Raw genomic sequence first — 19519 nt, forward strand, 5'->3', positions numbered from 1 at the left:
TTTAGTATGCAATTTCGCTTCTCTTCAATCGCTAAAATGCTCGGAGCAAAGAGGTCATCGCCTTTCGTTTTGCTGGCTGCAACTGCACTTATATTTATGGGAGCAGCTATGTTAATTTTTACTGAATTGGTTGATCGACAGAAAATAATGTTATCAGCGGTTGAAGAAGATGCATTGTGGGCCGCATATCAACTAGATAGAGAAACTTTGAAGTTAAGGAACTCACTAAAGTTATTGGAAGATGATTTTAGTGAGGAGCGACTAAATGATTCACGTGTTCGATTTGATATTCTTTATAGTCGCGTGAATGTATTAGCCAAAGGGCAATTAAGGATTTTATTTAACCGTTTAGACAATGCCGACGAGCTAATGGCGACCCTTCAGAGCGAAGTATCTGAAATTGATCATCGTCTTTTTGTTGATAAATCACTAATCAATGTTGAGGAGCTTTTAGAAAAAAGCAATTTTCTTCTTAAAGAAACCGAAGGTGTTGTTTTAAGTACATTGGCTTCTAGGTCAAAGAATAAGGTTGAACAGAGGAATGATAGTTTAGGTTTATTTCTTTACTTGGGGTCTTTAATTGCATTGTTAACTATTACTATGGTTTTTATTATAGTAATGCTTTTCAAACAATTAAAAGTCGCAAAGCAGTCTTTTGAAAGGTCTCAGAAATTGGCTAGAGAGCTTGAGGTTTCTGTTCTTTCAGCAGAACAGGCTTTAAAAGTTAAATCTGAATTTTTAGCCACAATGAGTCATGAAATTCGTACGCCGATGAATGCAATTGTTGGCTTTAGTTACCTATTGTTGAATGGGGATCTGGATAAGGAACACCGTGAAAAAGTGGTAAAAATCCAGCAGTCGGCAGACGGATTATTGTCAATTATTAACAGTATTTTAGATTATTCAAAGATAGAATCAGGAAAAATAGATTTAGAAAAATTATCTTTCAGTTTAGACGATGTTTTGAAGTATGTTTATCAGACTAGCGAAGGTCAGGCTAAATCTAAATGTTTGGATTTTACGGTTAGTCGAGATTTCACATTACACGATACTTTGGTTGGAGATAAGACGCGATTACAGCAAATCTTGATTAATGTTGTTGGTAATGCCATTAAGTTTACAGATTCTGGTTCAGTAACTCTCACTGTATACCAATCAGGTTTAGAAGAATTAGCTATTGATATAAAAGACACTGGCGTAGGCATTCCTGATGGTGTTGATGTTTTTGATGTCTTTAAGCAAGCCGATAGCAGTACGACAAGATTGTATGGCGGAACCGGCTTAGGTTTAAGTATAACTCAGAAGTTAGTGATTTTGTTACGTGGCAAAATCTCCTATAAAAGCGAGATTGGGAAAGGTAGTGTGTTTTCTATTAGACTCCCTTATTGCCCTGATTTTAAAGAGCCAGTCCCCGCATTTAAAAAAATAGCTGTATTAAAAGATGATGCGGAAATGATCTCTTTATTTGATGAATTAAAAGTAGATTATTTTTCTCAGTTATCGATGTTAGATTTATTAAAAAGTAATGCTTCAGTTGTCGTAAGTAGCCACTGCTTAGGAGTTAATAGTAGGCTTTCTGATGAGTTAAGGGAATATTTGATAAAAAATGCTCTCTTTTTAAGTGGTTCTTCTCTGGATGAAATTGATTGTTTAGTGTCTGGGCTAGTAACGCCTACAAATATAGATAAGCAATTAGCGGTGATAGAATTAGATAAAAATGGCCTTGAAAGTAATAAGTCTGTTCGCTTTACTCTTGATAATCGAGATTTTTTCAAAGATAAGGTTATATTGTTAGCAGAAGATAATAAAATAAACGCCAATATTGTTAAGGCAATTATAGAAAAAGTGGGTGCGTCTGTTGATTGGGTTGAAAATGGGCAAGAGGCTCTCGATAAGGCAACTTCTCAATCTTATGATCTGATTATTATGGATATTAGAATGCCTATAATGGATGGTTATGAGGCAAGTGAGAAGATATTTAAAGCCTTAAAAAATTATAAGCCCCCGGTTATTGTGTTGACAGCTGATGCATTGAATTTGATGGAAGATAACCTCTCTTTACTTGGTATTGATGACGTTTTATTTAAGCCTTTAGATCCTCATCTTTTAATAGAAAAGCTTGAAGTGTGGATGATTAAATATAATTTAGAAAATAAACAGAAGATTGATGACTCGTCGGATGATAAGGGATTTCAGTATTATTTCTCAAAAATAGAGGAGCTGGATCGTTTGTTAATCGATGGGGACTCGGATTCTGAGGGGTTGCTTGAGCATATTATTGAGAAAAGTGGCAAGTACAAAGGTATTGGATTTCTCAAGTCTGCCTTGGTGGATGTTTCCTCATATGATTATCAAGATGCAATAATTAAGGTTAAGGCTTTTAAGCGTAGCCTAGTTTCGGACGGTTATGAGATGAGGGTTAATAAAATTGATAACTGAAAATAAAGAAAAAAAACAAGCTGTGTCCAAAAGCAAGCGAGTACTTATTGTTGATGATATGCCGAGAAATATTGATCTACTGAAAGATATTTTATCTGAAAGGTATCATGTTCAGGTGGCTAAAAGTGGTAAAATAGCATTGGAAATCATAGGCCGATGTCTTCCAGATATAATATTGCTTGATATTATGATGCCAGACATGAATGGTTTTGAAGTATGTAGTAAGTTGAAGGCTAATCCAAAAACCGCAGATATCCCAGTTATTTTCTTGACCGCCGTAACTGATCCCTTGCATGAGCAGCAAGGTTTTGATGTTGGTTGCGTGGATTTTATTACTAAGCCAATAACGCCTTTAACGACTCTGGCGAGAGTGTCTACTCATTTAAAATTAGCAGAAGAAAATTTGCGTAATAAGCAAACTATCGAGAGTAGAACCAGAGAACTTGATGATGCTCTACAGTCCGCAATTGGTATGCTTGGTGAAGTAGGGCAGCTTAATGATACGGATACTGGCGTTCACATGTGGAGGATGGCTGACTATAGTGCTGCGCTAGCAAAGGCTGTTGGCTGGCAAGACTCTCAGGTTGAGTTGTTAAAATTAGCTGCACCTATGCATGATACAGGTAAGTTAGGCATTCCTCACAGCATCTTAAAATCTCCTAATAAGTTAACAGATGATGAATGGGTCATCATGCGTCAGCACACGGTAATAGGTCATCAAATACTTATTAAAGGTGATGCACCACTTTTCAAATTGGCTGCGGAGGTTGCATTAGGGCATCATGAAAGGTGGGATGGGACAGGATATCCTCAAGGTCTATCTGGTGCTGATATTCCTCAATCTGCTCGTATTGTCGCTTTGGCAGATGTATTTGATGCACTCACTATGAAGCGTTCTTATAAAAAGAGCTGGACCATAGAGGAGTCATTTGAGCATATTCAACAAGCAGCTAATACGCACTTTGATCCAGAACTTGTGCGTATTTTCTTGTCTATTGAAGATGAGGTGAGAGTGATAAAAGAAAAATGGGACGCTGTTGAGTAAACTAGATTTAGATTAAGCCACAGCGCAGCATTTTTTGAATTTTTTCCCTGACCCGCATAAGCATGGATCATTGCGGCCAATTTTCATGGCTTCAGAATTGATTAGAGTGGTGTTTTTTTGAATGTCGTGCTCGCCAGAAATGTAGAACCATTTTCCCTTTTCTTTCTTAAATATAGAGCGCTCGCTTAGTCGACCGATATGTTTGCCTTCTTTGAAATGAGCGGAGAAGGCGACAACCCCTGTCTTGTCTTTTTCTAGCCCATCTTCTGTGGCGTTGATTTCCAGCTTTATCCATTTTGTGTGTTCGTTGCTTTCTTGGATATCTTCGCCATTTTGATTTGGCTCATCTTTTAATTTTTGCGTGGCCGCTATGTAATTAAAATCACCGATAGCAAAAGCTGAATAGCGTGAACGCATCAAGGTTTCTGCAGTAGGGGCTGTGCCTGGATTGTTATGATACATACCACAACACATCTCATAAGGGCTTCCAGTTCCGCACGGACAAATTACTGGGATTGGCATAGATCAACTCCTCTCATCGCCAAATGCACTTTAAGATGCGTATAATACCTTTTTATTCAACGGCTAACAGGAATTATTTGTGACCTCATCGGGCCCAACTTCATTTTTTTGGTTTGATTTTGAAACAACCGGAACGGACCCTGCACGAGATCGTCCTATGCAATTTGCAGGAATTAGAACCGATCTTGATTTTAATCCGATCGGCGAGCCAATTATGTTTTATTGCCGCTTAGCAGAAGATGTTCTACCTCAGCCAGACGCATGTTTGTTGACAGGGATTAGCCCTCAAGATGCGAACCGTGAAGGCTTGTGCGAAGCAGAATTTATGCAGGCTGTAGAGGCTGAACTTTCGCAGCCTGGTACTTGCGCTTTAGGTTATAACACCATTCGCTTTGATGACGAAGTTGTGCGTTATGGTTTTTATCGTAACTTTATTGATCCTTATGCGAGAGAGTGGCAGAGCAACTGTTCTCGCTGGGACATGATCGACTTAGTGCGTATGACGTACGCCATGCGTCCGGAAGGCATTGTTTGGCCAAAAGGCGAAGATGGTCAGGTTTCTATGAAGTTAGAAGCGCTAACGAAAGCCAATGGTATTGCTCATGAGCAAGCCCACGATGCGTTATCTGATGTTTATGGAACCATTGAAATAGCGAAACTAATTCGTAGCAAGCAGCCTAAATTGTTTGCCTACTATTTTAAAATGCGCCAGAAGCACGAACTACAACAATTTATTGATGTGGCGAGGTTAAAGCCTTTTTTACATATCTCAGGTATGTTTGGTCAGGCTAGAAATTATTCCGCTTTTGTTGTCCCAATAGCGCCACATCCAACCAACAAAAACGGTGTGATTGTGTATGATCTCATGGCGGATGCTCAGCCATTGATTGATTTAAGTGTGGAAGAGATTCGCTATCGAGTTTTTACTCGTCAAGAAGAGCTTGGGGATCTAGAGCGGTTGCCTTTAAAAGTGATTCACTACAATAAATCTCCAGCTGTCGCACCGGCAACATTTTTGAAAGATGCTGACGTAGTTAAGCGTCTTGCCTTGGATGGTTCGGTATGTCGTCATAATCTTGCCATCATAAAAGGGCATGCTGGTTTGGCGGCTAAGCTTAGTGATGTATTTGTGCAAGAAGACCGACCAATACACAAAGACCCTGATGTTATGCTGTATTCTGGTGGTTTTTTCTCTCGTGAAGATAAGGTAAGGATGGAAAAAATTCGAACGACGCCCGCTGATAGTTTATCAGAATTGGCTATGTCGTTTGATGATCGTCGTTTGCCAGAAATGTTGATGCGTTATATCGGTCGAAATTACCCTGATCAACTAAATGAATCTCAGCGTGTTGAATGGGAAGAGTATCGTCAGGTGCGCTTGCTTGAAAAAGATGGTGGTGGCTCTATTAATATGGAACAGTATTTTGATCGACTGAACCAAATAGCTCAAACGCCAGATTTACCTGCTGCAAAACAAATTATGCTACAAGATCTGGCTGACTACGCTCAAAGCATTTATCCGCTGGCTATATAAGGAATTTATATGACTGAACAACATAAAGGCATCCATTGGCTGGTAGGTTTTGCTGCCTTCGTTATTATTATTGCAGCTCTTAAGGCGGCCTCCCAAATAGTGGTGCCCTTCATGTTGTCGGTTTTTATCGCCATTATTTGCGCCCCTGCGATGTCTAGTTTGCGACGTCGAAAAGTGCCAACTTGGCTTTCCATTTTATTGGTTGTGTTGGTTATATTAGTTGGAATTAGCTCCATTGCAGTTCTTGTCGGAGCGTCTTTGGATGACTTTTCTAATCAGTTGCCAAATTACAAGAAACGTTTTGCTGAAGAGGCGTCCAGTATCATTCAGGTCCTGAATGGTTTTGGCTTACATGTCTCCTACGATCAAGTGAAAGGTTATATTGATCCTTCTGCTCTGATGCAGATGGTAGCGAATGCATTGAGAGGTCTTGGAAGTGCGCTGACAAATTTCATCTTAGTGGTGATGATTGTTATCTTTATCCTCTTCGAAGCCGTTGAGTTGCCAAAGAAGCTGTCTTTGGCATTTAACGATGCTTCCAAATCAATGGGTAAACTGGAGTCTTTTACTAAATCGGTTAACCGATACTTAGTGATAAAGACCTTAGTTAGTATGCTAACAGGGGTATTAATTACTTTCTTTATGTGGGTGCTTGGTGTTGATTTTCCCATTTTGTGGGGTGTCTGCGCGTTTCTTTTAAATTTTGTGCCAAATATCGGATCTATTATTGCCGCAGTTCCAGCTGTATTGCTTGCTTTTGTTCAATTAGGCAGCTTATCTGCAGGGTTGGTTGCTGGTGTGTTTTTAATGGTGAACCTAATTGTGGGGAATGTGATTGAGCCTCGTTATATGGGCCGTGGGTTAGGGCTTTCTACATTGGTGGTGTTTCTTTCCTTACTATTATGGGGTTGGGTGTTTGGTCCGGTTGGTATGCTGCTTTCGATACCATTAACCATTATTTTGAAGTTGGCCTTTGAGGCAAACCCAAGAATGCATTGGTTGGCGGTACTGATTGACTCGGAAGTGGATGACTCTAAGCGTTAATAAATGCGTTTTATTACGAAGTCGCTAATCTTATTTTTAATGTGGCCTAGCTTATTTCTCATTTATTGTATATACTTCGCCATCAGTTTTTCCTCCGAGAATTTCTAGAGAATTTCATTAAGGCATGTAAATGATTACAGGCCTTATCCTCACCAAAAAAAGGTACTAATTTACATGTCTGACGCTGATACTCAGCCTACATTTGATTCGTTGGGCCTAATCGCCCCTGTTCTTAAAGCGGTTGCTGACCTAGGTTACGAGCAACCATCTGCTATCCAAGCGCAAAGTATTCCATATCTATTAGAAGGTCGAGACCTTTTGGGGCAAGCGCAGACGGGTACTGGTAAGACAGCAGCGTTCGCGCTTCCGTTACTGTCTCGCATTGATGTTACAGATAAAACGACACAATTACTTGTACTGGCTCCAACCCGTGAACTTGCTATTCAGGTTTCTGAAGCATTTCAAAGTTATGCTCGTAATCTTCCAGATTTTCATGTTTTGCCAATTTACGGCGGCATGTCATACGACACACAACTTCGCCAGCTAAAGCGTGGCGTTCAAGTCGTTGTTGGTACACCTGGTCGTGTTATGGATCACATTCGTCGTAAAACATTGAAACTAGATGGCCTTAAAGCCTTAGTTCTTGATGAAGCGGATGAGATGTTACGCATGGGATTCATTGACGATGTCGAATGGATTCTTGAGCAAACACCACCAACTCGCCAAATCGCTTTGTTCTCTGCGACTATGCCTGCTGTGATTCGTCAGGTGGCTAACCGTCATTTGAACAATCCTAAAGAAGTTAAAATCGTTACTAAAACTTCTACGGCGATGACGATTACTCAAAAATACTGGCCAGTAAGCGGTCTGCATAAGCTAGACGCTTTGACTCGTATTCTTGAAATGAACGAACACGATGGCATGATCATCTTTGTTCGTACAAAAGCGGCTACAGTAGAGTTGGCTGAAAAGTTAACGGCTCGTGGTCACGCTTGTGAAGCCTTAAATGGTGACATTAGCCAGAATTTGCGTGAACGTACTGTTGATCGTATTAAGAAAGGTCAAATTGACATTCTTGTTGCGACTGACGTTGTAGCTCGTGGTTTGGATGTAGAGCGCGTAAGTCACGTTGTTAACTACGATATTCCATACGATACAGAATCTTACGTTCACCGTATTGGTCGTACTGGCCGTGCTGGTCGTCTTGGTACAGCAATCTTGTTTGTTGCTCATCGTGAGCGTCGTATGTTGCAAGCGATTGAGCGTGCCACTCGTCAGCCAATCGAAAGTATGACATTGCCTACAGCTTCAGATATTAATGCGCATCGCGTTAATCGCTTCAAGCAAAGCATTTCAGATACGATGGATAATGAAAATCTTGATTTCTTCCTAGAACTTGTTCAAAGCTACCAGAAAGAAAACGAAGTTGATCCATTGAAAATGGCGGCTGCTTTGGCTCATATGGCTCAAGGTAAAACACCATTATTGTTATCTGAAATGGAAGTTCGTCAAGAGCGCAGAGAGCGTCGTGAAGATCGTGACAGCTCTCGTGGTGAGCGCGGAGACCGTGGTGATCGCGGAGACCGTGGTGATCGCGGAGATCGTGCGCCACGTGAACGTAAGGTTCGTCCAGTTACCGCTGAAGCTATGCCATTAAAGGATGATCCTGATACGTCTATGACGCGTTATGTTGTCCAAGTTGGCTACAGTGATGGCGTTAAACCTGGCAACATCGTTGGCGCAATCGCTAACGAAGCTGACATTGAAAGCCGTTATATTGGTCATATCGAAATCTATGAAGATTTTGCGACAGTTGATTTGCCTTCGAACCTAAGTGCTGATGCATTGGGTAAATTGGGTAAAACTCGCATCTGTGGACAGCGTACTGATATTGCTAAGCTAGACAATGCTGATGAGTTGAATAAGCGTGCAGCAGCACCTTCTACTCGTAAGCGTCCGGCTGGTGGCGGTGATCGTCGTCCATCTAATGGTGGTGAGCGTCGTCGTCCAAGCGCTGGCGCTGGTGGCGGTCGTGATCGCGATGCAAATCGCAGCGGCGAACGTCGTCCAAGAGCACCACGTAAAAACGCTTAATATGTTTTATTTGTTGTAGCTTTTAAAAAACCGAGTCTATTTATAGATTCGGTTTTTTTATGTCAGAAAGTTGGGTATTGTCGAATAACCACTTCTGTTAACATTCTTTTGTTGTTATCTCACTATCTAATACGTTATCTAAAAAGGCCGCTAATGAACGAAATTACTATTATCAAGCCAGATGATTGGCACTTACACTTTCGTGATCAAGACATGTTGCATGAAACGGTTCCTGCGACAGCTCGTTGTTTCGAGCGTGCCGTCGTTATGCCAAATTTGGTACCGCCGGTTACGACTGCTGAGCTAGCGTTAAGCTATAAAGAGCGTATTTTAGCGGCTCGTCCTGCAGGTAGTACTTTTATGCCTATCATGACTATTTACCTAACTGACAAAACCAGCGTTCAAGATATTCAAGATGCGAAAAAAGCCGGTGTGTTAGCGGCCAAAATGTATCCTGCTGGTGCGACAACCAACTCTGATTCTGGTGTAAATTCCTTGGAGTCTTTGTATCCAGTATTTGAGGCTTTGGCAGACAACGACATGTTGTTGCTGATTCATGGTGAAGTGACGCAAAAGCACATTGATATTTTTGATCGAGAAAAAGAATTCATTGATCAGCATATGGTAAATATCGTTGATCGAGTGCCAAATCTAAAGGTTGTGTTTGAGCACATCACCACGAAAGATGCCGTTGATTTTGTCTTGGCGGCCCGTGATGGTGTTGCAGCGACAATCACTCCTCAACATTTGTTATTGAATAGAAATGACATGCTAGATGGTGGTGTTCGTCCGCATAATTATTGTTTGCCAGTACTTAAACGCAGTACTCACCAGCAAGCTTTGCGTGAAGTGGTTAAATCTGGATCGCCTAAGTTTTTCTTGGGGACGGATTCGGCGCCACATGCTAAACACCGCAAAGAGTCAGATTGCGGTTGTGCGGGCTGTTATAGTGCTTGGTCTGCGCTTGAGTTGTATACGCAGGTATTTGATGAGCTAGGTGCGCTTGATAAGCTAGAAGGCTTTGCGAGTCTGTATGGTGCGGACTTCTATGGTTTGCCACGTAATACAGAGAAAGTGACCTTGGTTCGCGAATCTTGGGAAGTGCCTAGCAGTATTACTTTGCCAAGCGGTGAGCCAATTGTGCCGTTCTTCGCTGGCAAGCAAGTATCTTGGAAGTTAAAATAAAGTATTTTACTTAGTAGTAAGTAGTTGAAACTCAATAAAGCCGAATTCAGAAATGGGTTTGGCTTTTTGTTGTGCTTTGGTATTTTTTAAATAAATAATTCGAAAGGTAAGGAGGCAGACTTATAATTTGATTTGAGGATTTTATACAAAGAAAAGAAATAAGATGGTGCGGATGGAGAGACTCGAACTCTCACGCCGTGAAGCACTGGAACCTAAATCCAGCGTGTCTACCAATTCCACCACATCCGCATGTCGTGTTGACGGGCGAGATCTTACCGATATTTTCTACGGATGCAAGTGTTTTTCGATGAAGTATTTATATTTATTTTTTTAGANATCCGCATGTCGTGTTGACGGGCGAGATCTTACCGATATTTTCTACGGATGCAAGTGTTTTTCGATGAAGTATTTATATTTATTTTTTTAGAAGGATTTACTGGATTTTCTAAGCGGAAATTGGGACATGTAAAGGGAAAAATGGTCTAATATTGTCACCCTAAAATGTTCCTTCAGCAGAGTTAAAATATGGAAAAGCATTCTGTTTCATTAATGTTAAACCCCCTTGATATAGCGACACTTTTTGTCTTTTTTGCTTGTTGGTGGGGATATGCTTTTTATGCTCAGTATAATTCTAAACGTCGCTCTTGTTTGGTAAGTGTATTACACCAATTTCGATTGGCTTGGATGTCACGGCTACTGAGACGAGATAACCGCATTGCTGATGCATCTGTGATGGCGAATTTAGAAAGAAGCAGTTTGTTTTTTGCTTCGAGTAGCCTGTTGATTATTGCTGGTCTTTTTACGGCGTTTAATTATTCTGAAAAAGCGCTTGGTATTTTATCGGACTTTTATCTTTTATCTCCCATGAGTCAGCAAGAGTGGGAATTGAAAATTATCGTTCTAGTGGCGATTTTTTCATACGCATTTTTCACTTTTACTTGGTCCGTTAGACAATATAACTTTTGTTCTGTGTTGGTTGGCAGTGCGCCACTAGCAACAGAGCGTGGTATCGAAGACAGTGAGCGCGAATTATACGCCATGCATATGGCGCAAATCTGTAGTTTAGCTGCGAACCAATTTAACTACGGATTACGCGCGTTCTACTTTGCGATGGCATTTTGTGGTTGGTTCCTTGGTCCATATTTCTGTATGGCGGCTAGTGTTATGGTGGTGGCGGTACTTTATCGTCGCGAATTCCGTTCTAAAACATTCAAAACATTGAGCCGCGGACTCGTGATGAAATCTCATGCTTCCTAATTTCCCCAAACCTTTGCCTGAAGATGATAAGCCTGTTAATCGAACTGTAAATGTCGATGACAGGCTTTATCAGTATTTAGTTGATGTCTCTGTTCGTGAAGATGATCTCTTGAGAGCTCTGCGTAGAGAGACTGCTCAGTATCATATGGCTCGCATGCAGCTGTCGCCAGAAGTGGGGCAGTTGTTAGCCTTGTTAGTTAAGCTACAAGCACCAAAGAAACTACTAGAAATTGGTGTGTTTACTGGTTACAGCACCTTGTCTATGGCAATGGCAATGCCAAAAGAAGCAAGACTAGTCGCCATAGAGAAAAAGCGGATGTGGTTAGATATCGCGACACGCTATTTAGAGCAAGCTGGCGTGATGGATCGTGTTACAACATATTGCGATAAGGCATTACCAGTAATGGAATCCTTTCTAGAAGCTGAGCGCGGAACGTTCGACTTCATCTTTATCGACGCGGACAAACAAAATCTATTGGCCTATTATCAATTGGCGAAACAATTATTACGTCCGGGTGGTTGTTTGTTAATTGATAATACTCTTTGGTGGGGCAATGTCGCGGATGAGGCGTTTAACGATAAAGACACCAAGATTGTTCGTGAGTTAAACAAAACCATTCATGACGATATGGATGTTGAATTATCATTAATTCCTATTGGTGATGGTCTAACCTTGGTTCGAAAAAATACCTAAAGCCTGATTGTAAAATAATCAGGTATCTTCTTTTCTCCTTTAATAATTCATCTAACTTGTTTATATCCATAAATTCATTGTGACTTTTTGCTTCTTTTAGCGAGTTGGCCTCTTGAAATTGCTCTAAGAGGCTTTATCTATGAGTCACAAGTGAAACGAAATACGCCTTTGGATTTTGTCCGAAGGTTCATTCAAATAGGAGCAAGCTACAACATGGCAACTGATACTCAAAAAGAAACGTTAGGGTTTCAAACAGAAGTTAAACAACTACTGCATTTGATGATCCACTCTTTGTACTCCAACAAAGAGATCTTTCTACGAGAGCTTATTTCTAACGCATCCGATGCAGTAGATAAGCTTCGTTTTGAGTCTGTCGCTAACGCAGACCTTCTCGCAGAAGATCCAAACCTACGTGTCCGTATCGAATTTGATAAAGAGACGAATACGGTTGTTATTGACGATAACGGCGTTGGTATGTCCCGTGAAGAGGCGATTACCAACCTTGGTACGATTGCAAAATCCGGTACTTCTTCTTTTCTAGAGCAATTGAGCGGCGATCAGAAAAAAGACAGCCAGCTAATTGGTCAATTTGGTGTGGGTTTTTATTCCGCTTTCATTGTTGCCGATAAAGTGACTGTTGAAACGCGTCGTGCAGGCGTTGCTGCTGACCAGGCTGTGCGTTGGGTATCTGATGGTTCCGGTGAATTCACTATCGAAAACATCGATAAAGAAACTCGCGGCACGCGTATCACACTTCACCTTAAAGCAGATGAAAAAGATTTTGCTGATAACTTCCGCCTACGTCATTTGGTAACCAAATATTCTGACCATATTTCTATTCCTGTAGAAATGGAAAAGCCTGTTTATCCAGAAATGGACGAAGAGGGCAATCCTAAACCAGTTGATGAAAACAAAGCGCCAGAATATGAAGCAGTTAACTCTGCAAAAGCACTTTGGACTCGTCCACGTAATGAAGTCACGGACGAAGAATACCAAGAGTTCTATAAGCACATTTCTCATGATTACCAAGAGCCTTTGAAGTGGTCACACAATAAAGTTGAAGGTAAGTTGGAATACTCAAGCTTGTTGTATATTCCTTCTAAGGCACCGTACGATCTTTGGAATCGTGATATGCAACGCGGCCTGAAATTATATGTTCAGCGTGTATTTATTATGGATGAAGCAGAAGCTTTCCTACCGCCTTACATGCGTTTCGTAAAAGGTGTCGTGGATTCTAACGACTTGTCTTTGAACGTGTCTCGTGAAATTTTGCAAAACGATAATGCGGTTGACTCTATGCGTTCCGCGTTGACGAAACGTGTGTTGGACATGTTAGCTAAGATGGCGAAAAACGAGCCAGAAGATTACCAAAAATTCTGGGATGAATTCGGTAACGTCATCAAAGAAGGTCCAGCTGATGACATGGGCAATAAAGACAAGATTGCAAGCTTGTTGCGTTTCAGTTCGACTCACACTGATGCAGCAGCGCAAACTGTGTCTTTGGCTGACTACATCGAGCGTATGACTGAAGGCCAAGATAAGATCTACTACATTTATGCCGAGAGCCACAACACAGCGAAAAACAGTCCGCACTTAGAAATCTTGCGTAAAAAAGGCTTTGAAGTCTTGTTGTTGAGTGATCGTATCGACGAATGGATGATGTCTTCTTTACAAGAGTTTGAAGGCAAATCTTTCCAGGACGTTACCAAAGGCAAGTTAGACTTAGCTGATCAAGAGAACGAAGAAGAGAAGAAAGAGAAAGAAGAAAAGGCTGAGCAAATGAAGCCACTTCTTGATCGTATGAAAGCAGTGTTAAATGAAAAAGTTGCTGGTGTGAATTCAACTGACCGTTTGACTAACTCTCCTGCGTGCTTGGTGGTTGGTGAATACGATATGGGTCTGCAGATGCGCCGTTTGCTTGAGCAAGCAGGTCAGAAGCTTCCTGAGTCTAAACCAACATTGGAAGTGAACCCAGATCACCCAATCGTTGCTAAGATGGATTCTGAAACAGATGAAGAGCGCTTTGCAGATATGGCTTGGTTGTTGTTCGAACAAGCTACCTTGTCTGAAGGTGGTCAACTAGAAGATCCGGCAACATTTGTTAGTCGCATGAACAAGTTGATCGTTCAGCTAAGCAAATAATAGCGTTTTATAGTAGTAAGACCTAAGCCCATATTTGGTGACAAATATGGGCTTTTTCGTTTTCTACGGTCGAACTGTGTCGTACGAAGACCGTAGCGCGAAGGGTTTGATTCTTGGTATAAAATCGTTTAGCGTAATCAAGTGCTATGGAATAGCGCTTTTATTATCAAAGGAGTGAATCATGTTTCAGAAAAGATGTTTGGTTTTATGGCTATTCTTGTTTCCCTTAGTTCTTTTTGCGCAACCTGATGTGCAATTGGCGACTGTATTTTCTGAAGATGCTCATGTGGAAGAGTATCTTGTGAGTGAAAAATACGATGGCATCCGCGCTATCTGGACGGGAGAAAAACTCATTACTCGGCAAGGGAATCCAATTTTTGCCCCTAAATGGTTTACCGATAAATTGCCACGTGTTTGGTTGGATGGGGAGCTTTGGTCTAAGCATAATGATTTTGAATTTATTATGTCGACTGTTAGGAAGCAAATTCCAGTAGACAGCGAATGGCGTAAGATTTATTACATGGTGTTTGATGCGCCTGACCGAGAACGAAATATGACGTTTGAGGAAAGATACAAACGTTATTCGCGTCTGCTGACTATTCTAGACCTACCTCATGTTCTCCCTGTTGAACAGTTCTCTGTGAGTAATAACGAAGTGCTTCATAATATGCTGACTGCTTATGTAAACAAAGGCTCAGAAGGTTTGATGTTACATAGGAAATTAGCTCGTTTCGAAACAGGTCGCACGGATAACTTGCTCAAGTTAAAGCCACATATGGAGGCTGATGCTAAGGTTATTGCAATCTTAAATGGCACAGGTAAGTACGATGGCATGATGGGGTCTGTGTTAGTGGAAATGCCATCTGGTGTGCGCTTTAAAATAGGCAGCGGTTTTTCAGATAAAGAACGTAACACTCCTCCCAATATAGGGGATTATATTGTTTATAAATATCATGGTTTTACTGAGCGAGGCATTCCTAGGTTTGCTAGCTTTCAACGATTGCGAGATACAGAATATTAATCTTTAGGTTCAAGGGGATTGGACTTGTTAACGAATATTTACTGCTTGCCCGGTACTATGTGTGATGAGCAGCTTTGGAATTTAACACAAGGTGAGGTTAGGGCATCGTTAACTTTACGGCATGTTCCTATTCCTATGAAAGACACAATCGAAGCCATAATCGATGCTTTGGCTGAGACCTTGCCTGCAGAGCCTATTAATCTGTTGGGCTTTTCTATGGGAGGATATTTAGCTTGTGCCTTTGTACTTAAATATCCCGAACGTGTGAATCGATTGATGGTCTTGTCTAATACGGCAAGTGGCTTGTTAGAGTCAGAACGACAGCAACGTGAAGTCGCGCTTAACTGGGTGACAAGGCAAGGTTATAACGGCATACCAAAGAAAAAGGCCACCGCCATGCTTGGGGCGTCTAACAAAGACAAAAGTGAGCTTTTGGAAATTATTTTTACCATGGATAAGGTGCTTGGTGAGGCTGTTTTTATTCAGCAATTGAAAAGTAGCTTAGTTCGTCCAGATTTATTGTCGGCGCTTGAAAAAGTTAAGTGTCCGTTGTTTTTTGCGGTAGGCAGTGATGATTCGTTATTGTCGAGAGTGGTAATAGACAAGATAAAAGAGTCAAAGAATCTTAATATTCGCACAGTCGATGATTGCGGGCACATGTTGCCTTTAGAGCAGCCTGTCTTACTGGCGGATTTACTGAAAGAGTTTTACTTATAAAATTCTTATCTGTTTTAAAGTGTAGGGCAAAATAGGTTATGCAGTGTTTTGATTAGTTCTTTTACGCGGTGGTCGCCAATGCTGTAAAAAATAGTTTGGGACTCGCGACGAGTGTTAACGAGCCCATCTTTTCGCAACACAGCTAAATGTTGAGATAGGGCAGATTGGCTTAAAGGTAGCTTTTCATTTAAAGCCGTCACAGACAATTCTTGATCCAGTATGTGACATAAAATCATCAGACGGTTTTCGTTGCTCAATGCTTTTAAAAATGTAGCCGCTTGTGATGATTGTTGCAGCATATCTTCCATTGTAAGTGTTTCATTGTTCATGGTTGTTTCTCGTTTCTAATGCGGCAAATGACACGCTGAGCTTTGTGTTAAAAATAAAACCATCCACATTGTCTGTGGATAAGACTGGGACTAGTGGTGTTGAGTAGCAGCTCTTATCAAGTAAGACGGTCATTATATGGTTTTGTATGATATTTGCACAATGACCGCCTTGATGACTTTTATTTGCTCAGATTGAAGCTAGTCCAGATTGGAGCGTGATCGGAAGGCTTTTCTAACGATCGTAAATCATAATCCACATCGGAATCTTCTAAGTAAGGTGTTAGTCCATTTGAGGCCATGATAACGTCAATTCTTAAGCCGCGCTTTGGCGTGTCTTCAAAGCCTTTTGAGCGATAGTCAAACCAGCTAAAGCGATCATTCTTTGTCGGATTAAGTTGGCGATAGGTATCTGTTAATCCCCAGTTTGCCAACGTCGCAAACCACTCTCTTTCTTCTGGTAAGAAGCTACATTTACCTGTTTTTAACCAACGCTTTGCATTTGGCTCGCCAATGCCGATATCTAAATCCGTTGGGGAGATATTAATGTCTCCCATCACAATGATTTTTTCATTAGGGGAGTGTGCTGCAAGGTATTCCATTAAGTCAGCATAAAATTTTCGTTTCGCTGGAAACTTGGTTTCATGGTCACGACTTTCACCTTGGGGAAAATAACCATTCAGTACTTTTACTGGGCCTTGTGGCGTATCAAATGTCGCAATGATCATACGACGCTGAGCATCTTCATCATCACCAGGGAAGCCATACTCAACGCTAGTGGCTTCTTGTTTACTAAAAATAGCAACGCCGTAGTGAGATTTCTGTCCGTAATAGTAAGCGTGATAGCCAATAGACTTAGGAATTTCGTGAGGGAAAGCGTCGTCGTGTACCTTGATTTCTTGCAAGCCAATGACATCTGGCGCGTGTTTTTCTACTAATGCTTCTATTTGATGTGGTCGTGCACGTAGACCATTGATATTAAAAGAGACAAATTTCATCTGAATGATTCCATAGCGAATTTTCTTAATGATACCCAGTTGCGTAGGAGTCATAAAGGGATTTACAGGTCATTGCTATAGATTCTTTTGTCTCTTATAAAGTGGAGCCTATGATCCGTTAATGACAACATCGATAATTTAAAAAAAGGCGACCATGATTCCTTTTAGAAGAAAACTTCCAGGAATGATGCCTAGTGTGGTGTAGGCAAAAAGGAAACGTTGTTCTGGATTTATTTTTCTGATTATGGAGAGTAAAAACAATATAGCAAATAGGCCTAAACTTAATACCATACCATAGAGGAATGACCCGCAAAAATGCGGTAGAGCGGCAAAGGCAAAGGCAGAAATATGGATGTGTGTTAACTCTAAACTTTCCTTATTACTGCGAAAAATAGTTACAAGAGAAAGAGCAACAGCAAGTCCATACAGGGCAATCACATAAGTTGGCCATTCATAACTAAGTGGATTATTTAAATGAAAAGTCGAAAAGCTGAAGTCCGAAAGGAATGTCCATGCTGTCTTGATAATGATGCTTACAACAAAGGCACCAACAGAGAAAAAGAAAAAAGCAACCACAGCACCGCCAGCGGTCGGGCCTGCTTTGTACCCCTCAATAATTAAGAGCATGACACTTAATGCCGCACTTAGTTGTAGCCAAAGCCAATAATCGTCATTAAAGAGCGGAATAAATGGTAACGCCATTATAATAAAGAAGGACTTACCATCGTCTTTTTGGAAAAAGTAAAACGCCATGATGGCGATGTAAACTAGGATAATGAAATCGGGCATGTAACTTCCTTGTAGTATGATCTTTTGGTGAGATTTGTTGGTAAAATTATCGTTTGTTTAATGATACCGTAGTCGCCTTTGACGATACATTTTTTAAGTTCGTTATGTGCATCTAAAGAGAAATGAATATCTACAGCATCGCTATTTCTGGTTCAGCCTTCTTCTAAGGGGTTGGGGCTGTTAAACTGCCCTCATATTACATCATGAATGATTTTGGAGACTAAGAATGTCTTATCAGTACGACTTATTTGTTATTGGCGCCGGTTCAGGTGGCGTTCGTGCTAGCCGTGTTGCGGCATCCAAAGGTTATAAAGTTGCGGTTGCCGAAGGCAGCGCATTAGGTGGAACTTGCGTTAACATTGGTTGTGTGCCTAAAAAGCTATTTGTTTATGGTTCTGAATATGGTCATGGCTTTGAAGAAGCGGCAGGCTTTGGTTGGTCTCATCAAGGTGTAGAATTTAACTGGTCTGTTTTACGTGATAACAAAACCAAAGAAATTCAGCGTCTAAACGGCATTTATGGCAATTTGCTTGGTAATGCTGGTGTTGAACTTATAACGGGTTATGCGAGCTTTGTAGATGAGCACACCGTCATGGTGGATGGAAAAACCTACACAGCGGAACGTATCTTGATCGCCGTTGGTGCTAAGCCTTTTATTCCTGAATTCAAAGGCAGCGATTTAGTTGTTAGCTCTAACGAAATGTTCTTCCTAGAAGAGCTGCCTAAAAAAGCCCTTGTTGTTGGCGGTGGTTATATTGCCGTTGAATTCGCGGGGATTTTGAATGGTCTGGGGGTTGATACTAGCCTTGCTTATCGTGGTGATCAGCTACTTCGTGGCTTTGACCAAGATGTCCGCGATTTTGCCAGTGAAGAATACAAAAAGTCTGGTATTGATGTGCGTTTGAATACGGACGTTGAAAGTATTGAGCTTGCCGATACGACTAATCCAAACGGTGCTCGAACGGTGCATTTTAAAGATGGTCACTCGGAAGAATTTGGTCTCATTCTTTATGCAACCGGTCGCGTACCAAATGTTGCTTCGTTGGAGCTTGAAAAAGCGGGTGTTAAAACCGGCAAAAATGGCGCAGTGATTATTGATAAGAATTTCACCACGTCTGCGAAAAGTGTTTTTGCCCTTGGGGACGTGACCGACAATATTCAGCTAACGCCTGTTGCTATCAAAGAAGCCATGGCGCTTATCGCTTATTGGTTCGATGGCAAAGAAGTGGACTTTGATTACGACAATATTCCAACCGCTGTCTTCAGCCAGCCAGCTATCGGTACTGTCGGATTAACCGAACAAGAAGCTGAAAAACGTGGTCTAGACTTCCGAGTTTATCAAACGGATTTTCGTCCTATGAAGCACACATTAAGCGGCGGCACATCACGTTCTTTGATGAAGCTATTGGTGAACAATGTGGACGACAAAGTCATTGGCGCACACATGGTGGGAGATTACTCTGGTGAGATCATTCAAGGCTTAGGTATTGCGATCAAAGCTGGAGCAACCAAAGCGGACTTCGACGATACCGTGGGTGTTCACCCAACAAGCGCTGAAGAATTTGTTACCTTCTCTGCTGCGTCTTTAAAGAAAAAATAAGACGAAAACACAAGCTCGGCCTTACTGGCTCAACGGCATCGGCTCAGTTAATGACCTTAACAAAGACGCCTCGGTAAATTTTATCGGGGCGTCTTTTTTGTTTTGGTTATCG

At 41.2% G+C, this 19519-nt stretch carries 16 protein-coding genes and 1 tRNA gene; 12 read left to right on the forward strand and 5 right to left on the reverse strand.

Going from position 1 to position 19519, the window contains the following annotated elements:
• Nucleotides 1-6: 6 nt before the first annotated feature.
• Both KPL72_RS11500 and KPL72_RS11505 read left to right on the forward strand, forming a co-directional pair.
• Nucleotides 7-2439, forward strand: coding sequence for an ATP-binding protein (locus KPL72_RS11500; protein WP_219702820.1), 2433 nt, complete (start codon nt 7-9; stop codon nt 2437-2439).
• Nucleotides 2429-3484 (forward strand): HD-GYP domain-containing protein, encoded by a 1056-nt coding sequence (locus tag KPL72_RS11505; protein ID WP_249422216.1) that lies wholly within the window; start codon nt 2429-2431, stop codon nt 3482-3484. Before KPL72_RS11500 ends, KPL72_RS11505 begins: the two co-directional genes overlap by 11 nt.
• 12 nt (nt 3485-3496) lie before the next feature.
• On the opposite strand, the gene KPL72_RS11510 is transcribed toward KPL72_RS11505, so the two are convergent.
• Nucleotides 3497-4006: a YchJ family protein gene (locus KPL72_RS11510; protein ID WP_212915368.1), complete on the reverse strand. Its 510-nt coding sequence runs from the start codon at nt 4004-4006 to the stop codon at nt 3497-3499.
• Between the two features lie 79 nt (nt 4007-4085).
• Between KPL72_RS11510 and sbcB the strand changes: the two genes are divergently transcribed.
• The 4 genes from sbcB (at nt 4086) to pyrC (ending at nt 9863) form a co-directional block, all read left to right on the forward strand.
• Nucleotides 4086-5540, forward strand: a complete 1455-nt coding sequence (sbcB, locus tag KPL72_RS11515; protein ID WP_219702821.1) for an exodeoxyribonuclease I — start codon at nt 4086-4088, stop codon at nt 5538-5540.
• Between the two features lie 9 nt (nt 5541-5549).
• Nucleotides 5550-6584, forward strand: a complete 1035-nt coding sequence (locus KPL72_RS11520; protein WP_212915366.1) for an AI-2E family transporter — start codon at nt 5550-5552, stop codon at nt 6582-6584.
• A gap of 174 nt (nt 6585-6758) precedes the next feature.
• On the forward strand, nt 6759-8678 hold the full coding sequence (locus tag KPL72_RS11525) for a DEAD/DEAH box helicase (protein WP_219702822.1): 1920 nt from the start codon (nt 6759-6761) through the stop codon (nt 8676-8678).
• Between the two features lie 153 nt (nt 8679-8831).
• A complete protein-coding gene (gene pyrC / locus KPL72_RS11530) occupies nt 8832-9863 on the forward strand; it encodes a dihydroorotase (protein WP_219702823.1) in 1032 nt (343 codons plus the stop codon).
• Nucleotides 9864-10027: 164 nt separating this feature from the next.
• Here pyrC and KPL72_RS11535 read toward each other — a convergent pair.
• Nucleotides 10028-10112, reverse strand: a tRNA-Leu gene (locus tag KPL72_RS11535).
• Nucleotides 10113-10388: 276 nt separating this feature from the next.
• On the opposite strand from KPL72_RS11535, the gene KPL72_RS11540 reads away from it, so the two are divergent.
• The 5 genes from KPL72_RS11540 (at nt 10389) to KPL72_RS11560 (ending at nt 15694) form a co-directional block, all read left to right on the forward strand.
• On the forward strand, nt 10389-11120 hold the full coding sequence (locus KPL72_RS11540; protein WP_212915363.1) for a DUF599 domain-containing protein: 732 nt from the start codon (nt 10389-10391) through the stop codon (nt 11118-11120).
• The gene (locus tag KPL72_RS11545) at nt 11110-11814 is read left to right on the forward strand and encodes an O-methyltransferase (RefSeq protein ID WP_219702824.1); all 705 of its coding nucleotides are present in this window, start codon (nt 11110-11112) and stop codon (nt 11812-11814) included. Before KPL72_RS11540 ends, KPL72_RS11545 begins: the two co-directional genes overlap by 11 nt.
• Before the next feature lie 213 nt (nt 11815-12027).
• Nucleotides 12028-13956 carry a molecular chaperone HtpG gene (gene htpG / locus KPL72_RS11550; RefSeq protein ID WP_219702825.1) on the forward strand — a complete coding sequence of 643 codons (1929 nt, stop codon included), beginning with the start codon at nt 12028-12030 and terminating at the stop codon, nt 13954-13956.
• A 181-nt stretch (nt 13957-14137) separates the two neighbouring features.
• Nucleotides 14138-14977, forward strand: a complete 840-nt coding sequence (locus KPL72_RS11555) for a DNA ligase (protein ID WP_219702826.1) — start codon at nt 14138-14140, stop codon at nt 14975-14977.
• Nucleotides 14978-15001: 24 nt separating this feature from the next.
• Nucleotides 15002-15694, forward strand: a complete 693-nt coding sequence (locus KPL72_RS11560) for an alpha/beta fold hydrolase (RefSeq protein ID WP_249422217.1) — start codon at nt 15002-15004, stop codon at nt 15692-15694.
• A 14-nt stretch (nt 15695-15708) separates the two neighbouring features.
• Here the strand turns inward: KPL72_RS11560 and KPL72_RS11565 are convergent, their stop codons facing one another.
• From KPL72_RS11565 to KPL72_RS11575, 3 genes are all read right to left on the reverse strand, one after another.
• Nucleotides 15709-16023 (reverse strand): ArsR/SmtB family transcription factor, encoded by a 315-nt coding sequence (locus KPL72_RS11565; protein WP_219702827.1) that lies wholly within the window; start codon nt 16021-16023, stop codon nt 15709-15711.
• Nucleotides 16024-16202: 179 nt separating this feature from the next.
• The gene (gene xthA / locus KPL72_RS11570; protein WP_219702828.1) at nt 16203-17018 is read right to left on the reverse strand and encodes an exodeoxyribonuclease III; all 816 of its coding nucleotides are present in this window, start codon (nt 17016-17018) and stop codon (nt 16203-16205) included.
• 138 nt (nt 17019-17156) lie between these two features.
• Nucleotides 17157-17807: a hypothetical protein gene (locus KPL72_RS11575; RefSeq protein ID WP_219702829.1), complete on the reverse strand. Its 651-nt coding sequence runs from the start codon at nt 17805-17807 to the stop codon at nt 17157-17159.
• Between the two features lie 226 nt (nt 17808-18033).
• Between KPL72_RS11575 and gorA the strand changes: the two genes are divergently transcribed.
• Nucleotides 18034-19407 carry a glutathione-disulfide reductase gene (gene gorA, locus KPL72_RS11580; RefSeq protein WP_219702830.1) on the forward strand — a complete coding sequence of 458 codons (1374 nt, stop codon included), beginning with the start codon at nt 18034-18036 and terminating at the stop codon, nt 19405-19407.
• The last annotated feature ends 112 nt before the right edge of the window (nt 19408-19519 follow it).

Origin of the sequence: Marinomonas lutimaris, from assembly GCF_019426345.1 — a bacterium.
In the GTDB taxonomy this organism is placed as follows: Bacteria; Pseudomonadota; Gammaproteobacteria; order Pseudomonadales; family Marinomonadaceae; genus Marinomonas; species Marinomonas lutimaris.

What these genes read in the sequence shown, in the direction of transcription:
- KPL72_RS11500 (WP_219702820.1), top strand. Translation starts at nt 7, where the DNA reads ATGCAATTTCGCTTCTCTTCAATCGCTAAAATGCTCGGAGCAAAGAGG.
- KPL72_RS11510 (WP_212915368.1), bottom strand. Translation starts at nt 4,006, where the DNA reads ATGCCAATCCCAGTAATTTGTCCGTGCGGAACTGGAAGCCCTTATGAG.
- KPL72_RS11520 (WP_212915366.1), top strand. Translation starts at nt 5,550, where the DNA reads ATGACTGAACAACATAAAGGCATCCATTGGCTGGTAGGTTTTGCTGCC.
- KPL72_RS11525 (WP_219702822.1), top strand. Translation starts at nt 6,759, where the DNA reads ATGTCTGACGCTGATACTCAGCCTACATTTGATTCGTTGGGCCTAATC.
- pyrC (WP_219702823.1), top strand. Translation starts at nt 8,832, where the DNA reads ATGAACGAAATTACTATTATCAAGCCAGATGATTGGCACTTACACTTT.
- KPL72_RS11540 (WP_212915363.1), top strand. Translation starts at nt 10,389, where the DNA reads ATGGAAAAGCATTCTGTTTCATTAATGTTAAACCCCCTTGATATAGCG.
- KPL72_RS11545 (WP_219702824.1), top strand. Translation starts at nt 11,110, where the DNA reads ATGCTTCCTAATTTCCCCAAACCTTTGCCTGAAGATGATAAGCCTGTT.
- htpG (WP_219702825.1), top strand. Translation starts at nt 12,028, where the DNA reads ATGGCAACTGATACTCAAAAAGAAACGTTAGGGTTTCAAACAGAAGTT.
- KPL72_RS11555 (WP_219702826.1), top strand. Translation starts at nt 14,138, where the DNA reads ATGTTTCAGAAAAGATGTTTGGTTTTATGGCTATTCTTGTTTCCCTTA.
- KPL72_RS11565 (WP_219702827.1), bottom strand. Translation starts at nt 16,023, where the DNA reads ATGAACAATGAAACACTTACAATGGAAGATATGCTGCAACAATCATCA.
- xthA (WP_219702828.1), bottom strand. Translation starts at nt 17,018, where the DNA reads ATGAAATTTGTCTCTTTTAATATCAATGGTCTACGTGCACGACCACAT.
- KPL72_RS11575 (WP_219702829.1), bottom strand. Translation starts at nt 17,807, where the DNA reads ATGCCCGATTTCATTATCCTAGTTTACATCGCCATCATGGCGTTTTAC.
- gorA (WP_219702830.1), top strand. Translation starts at nt 18,034, where the DNA reads ATGTCTTATCAGTACGACTTATTTGTTATTGGCGCCGGTTCAGGTGGC.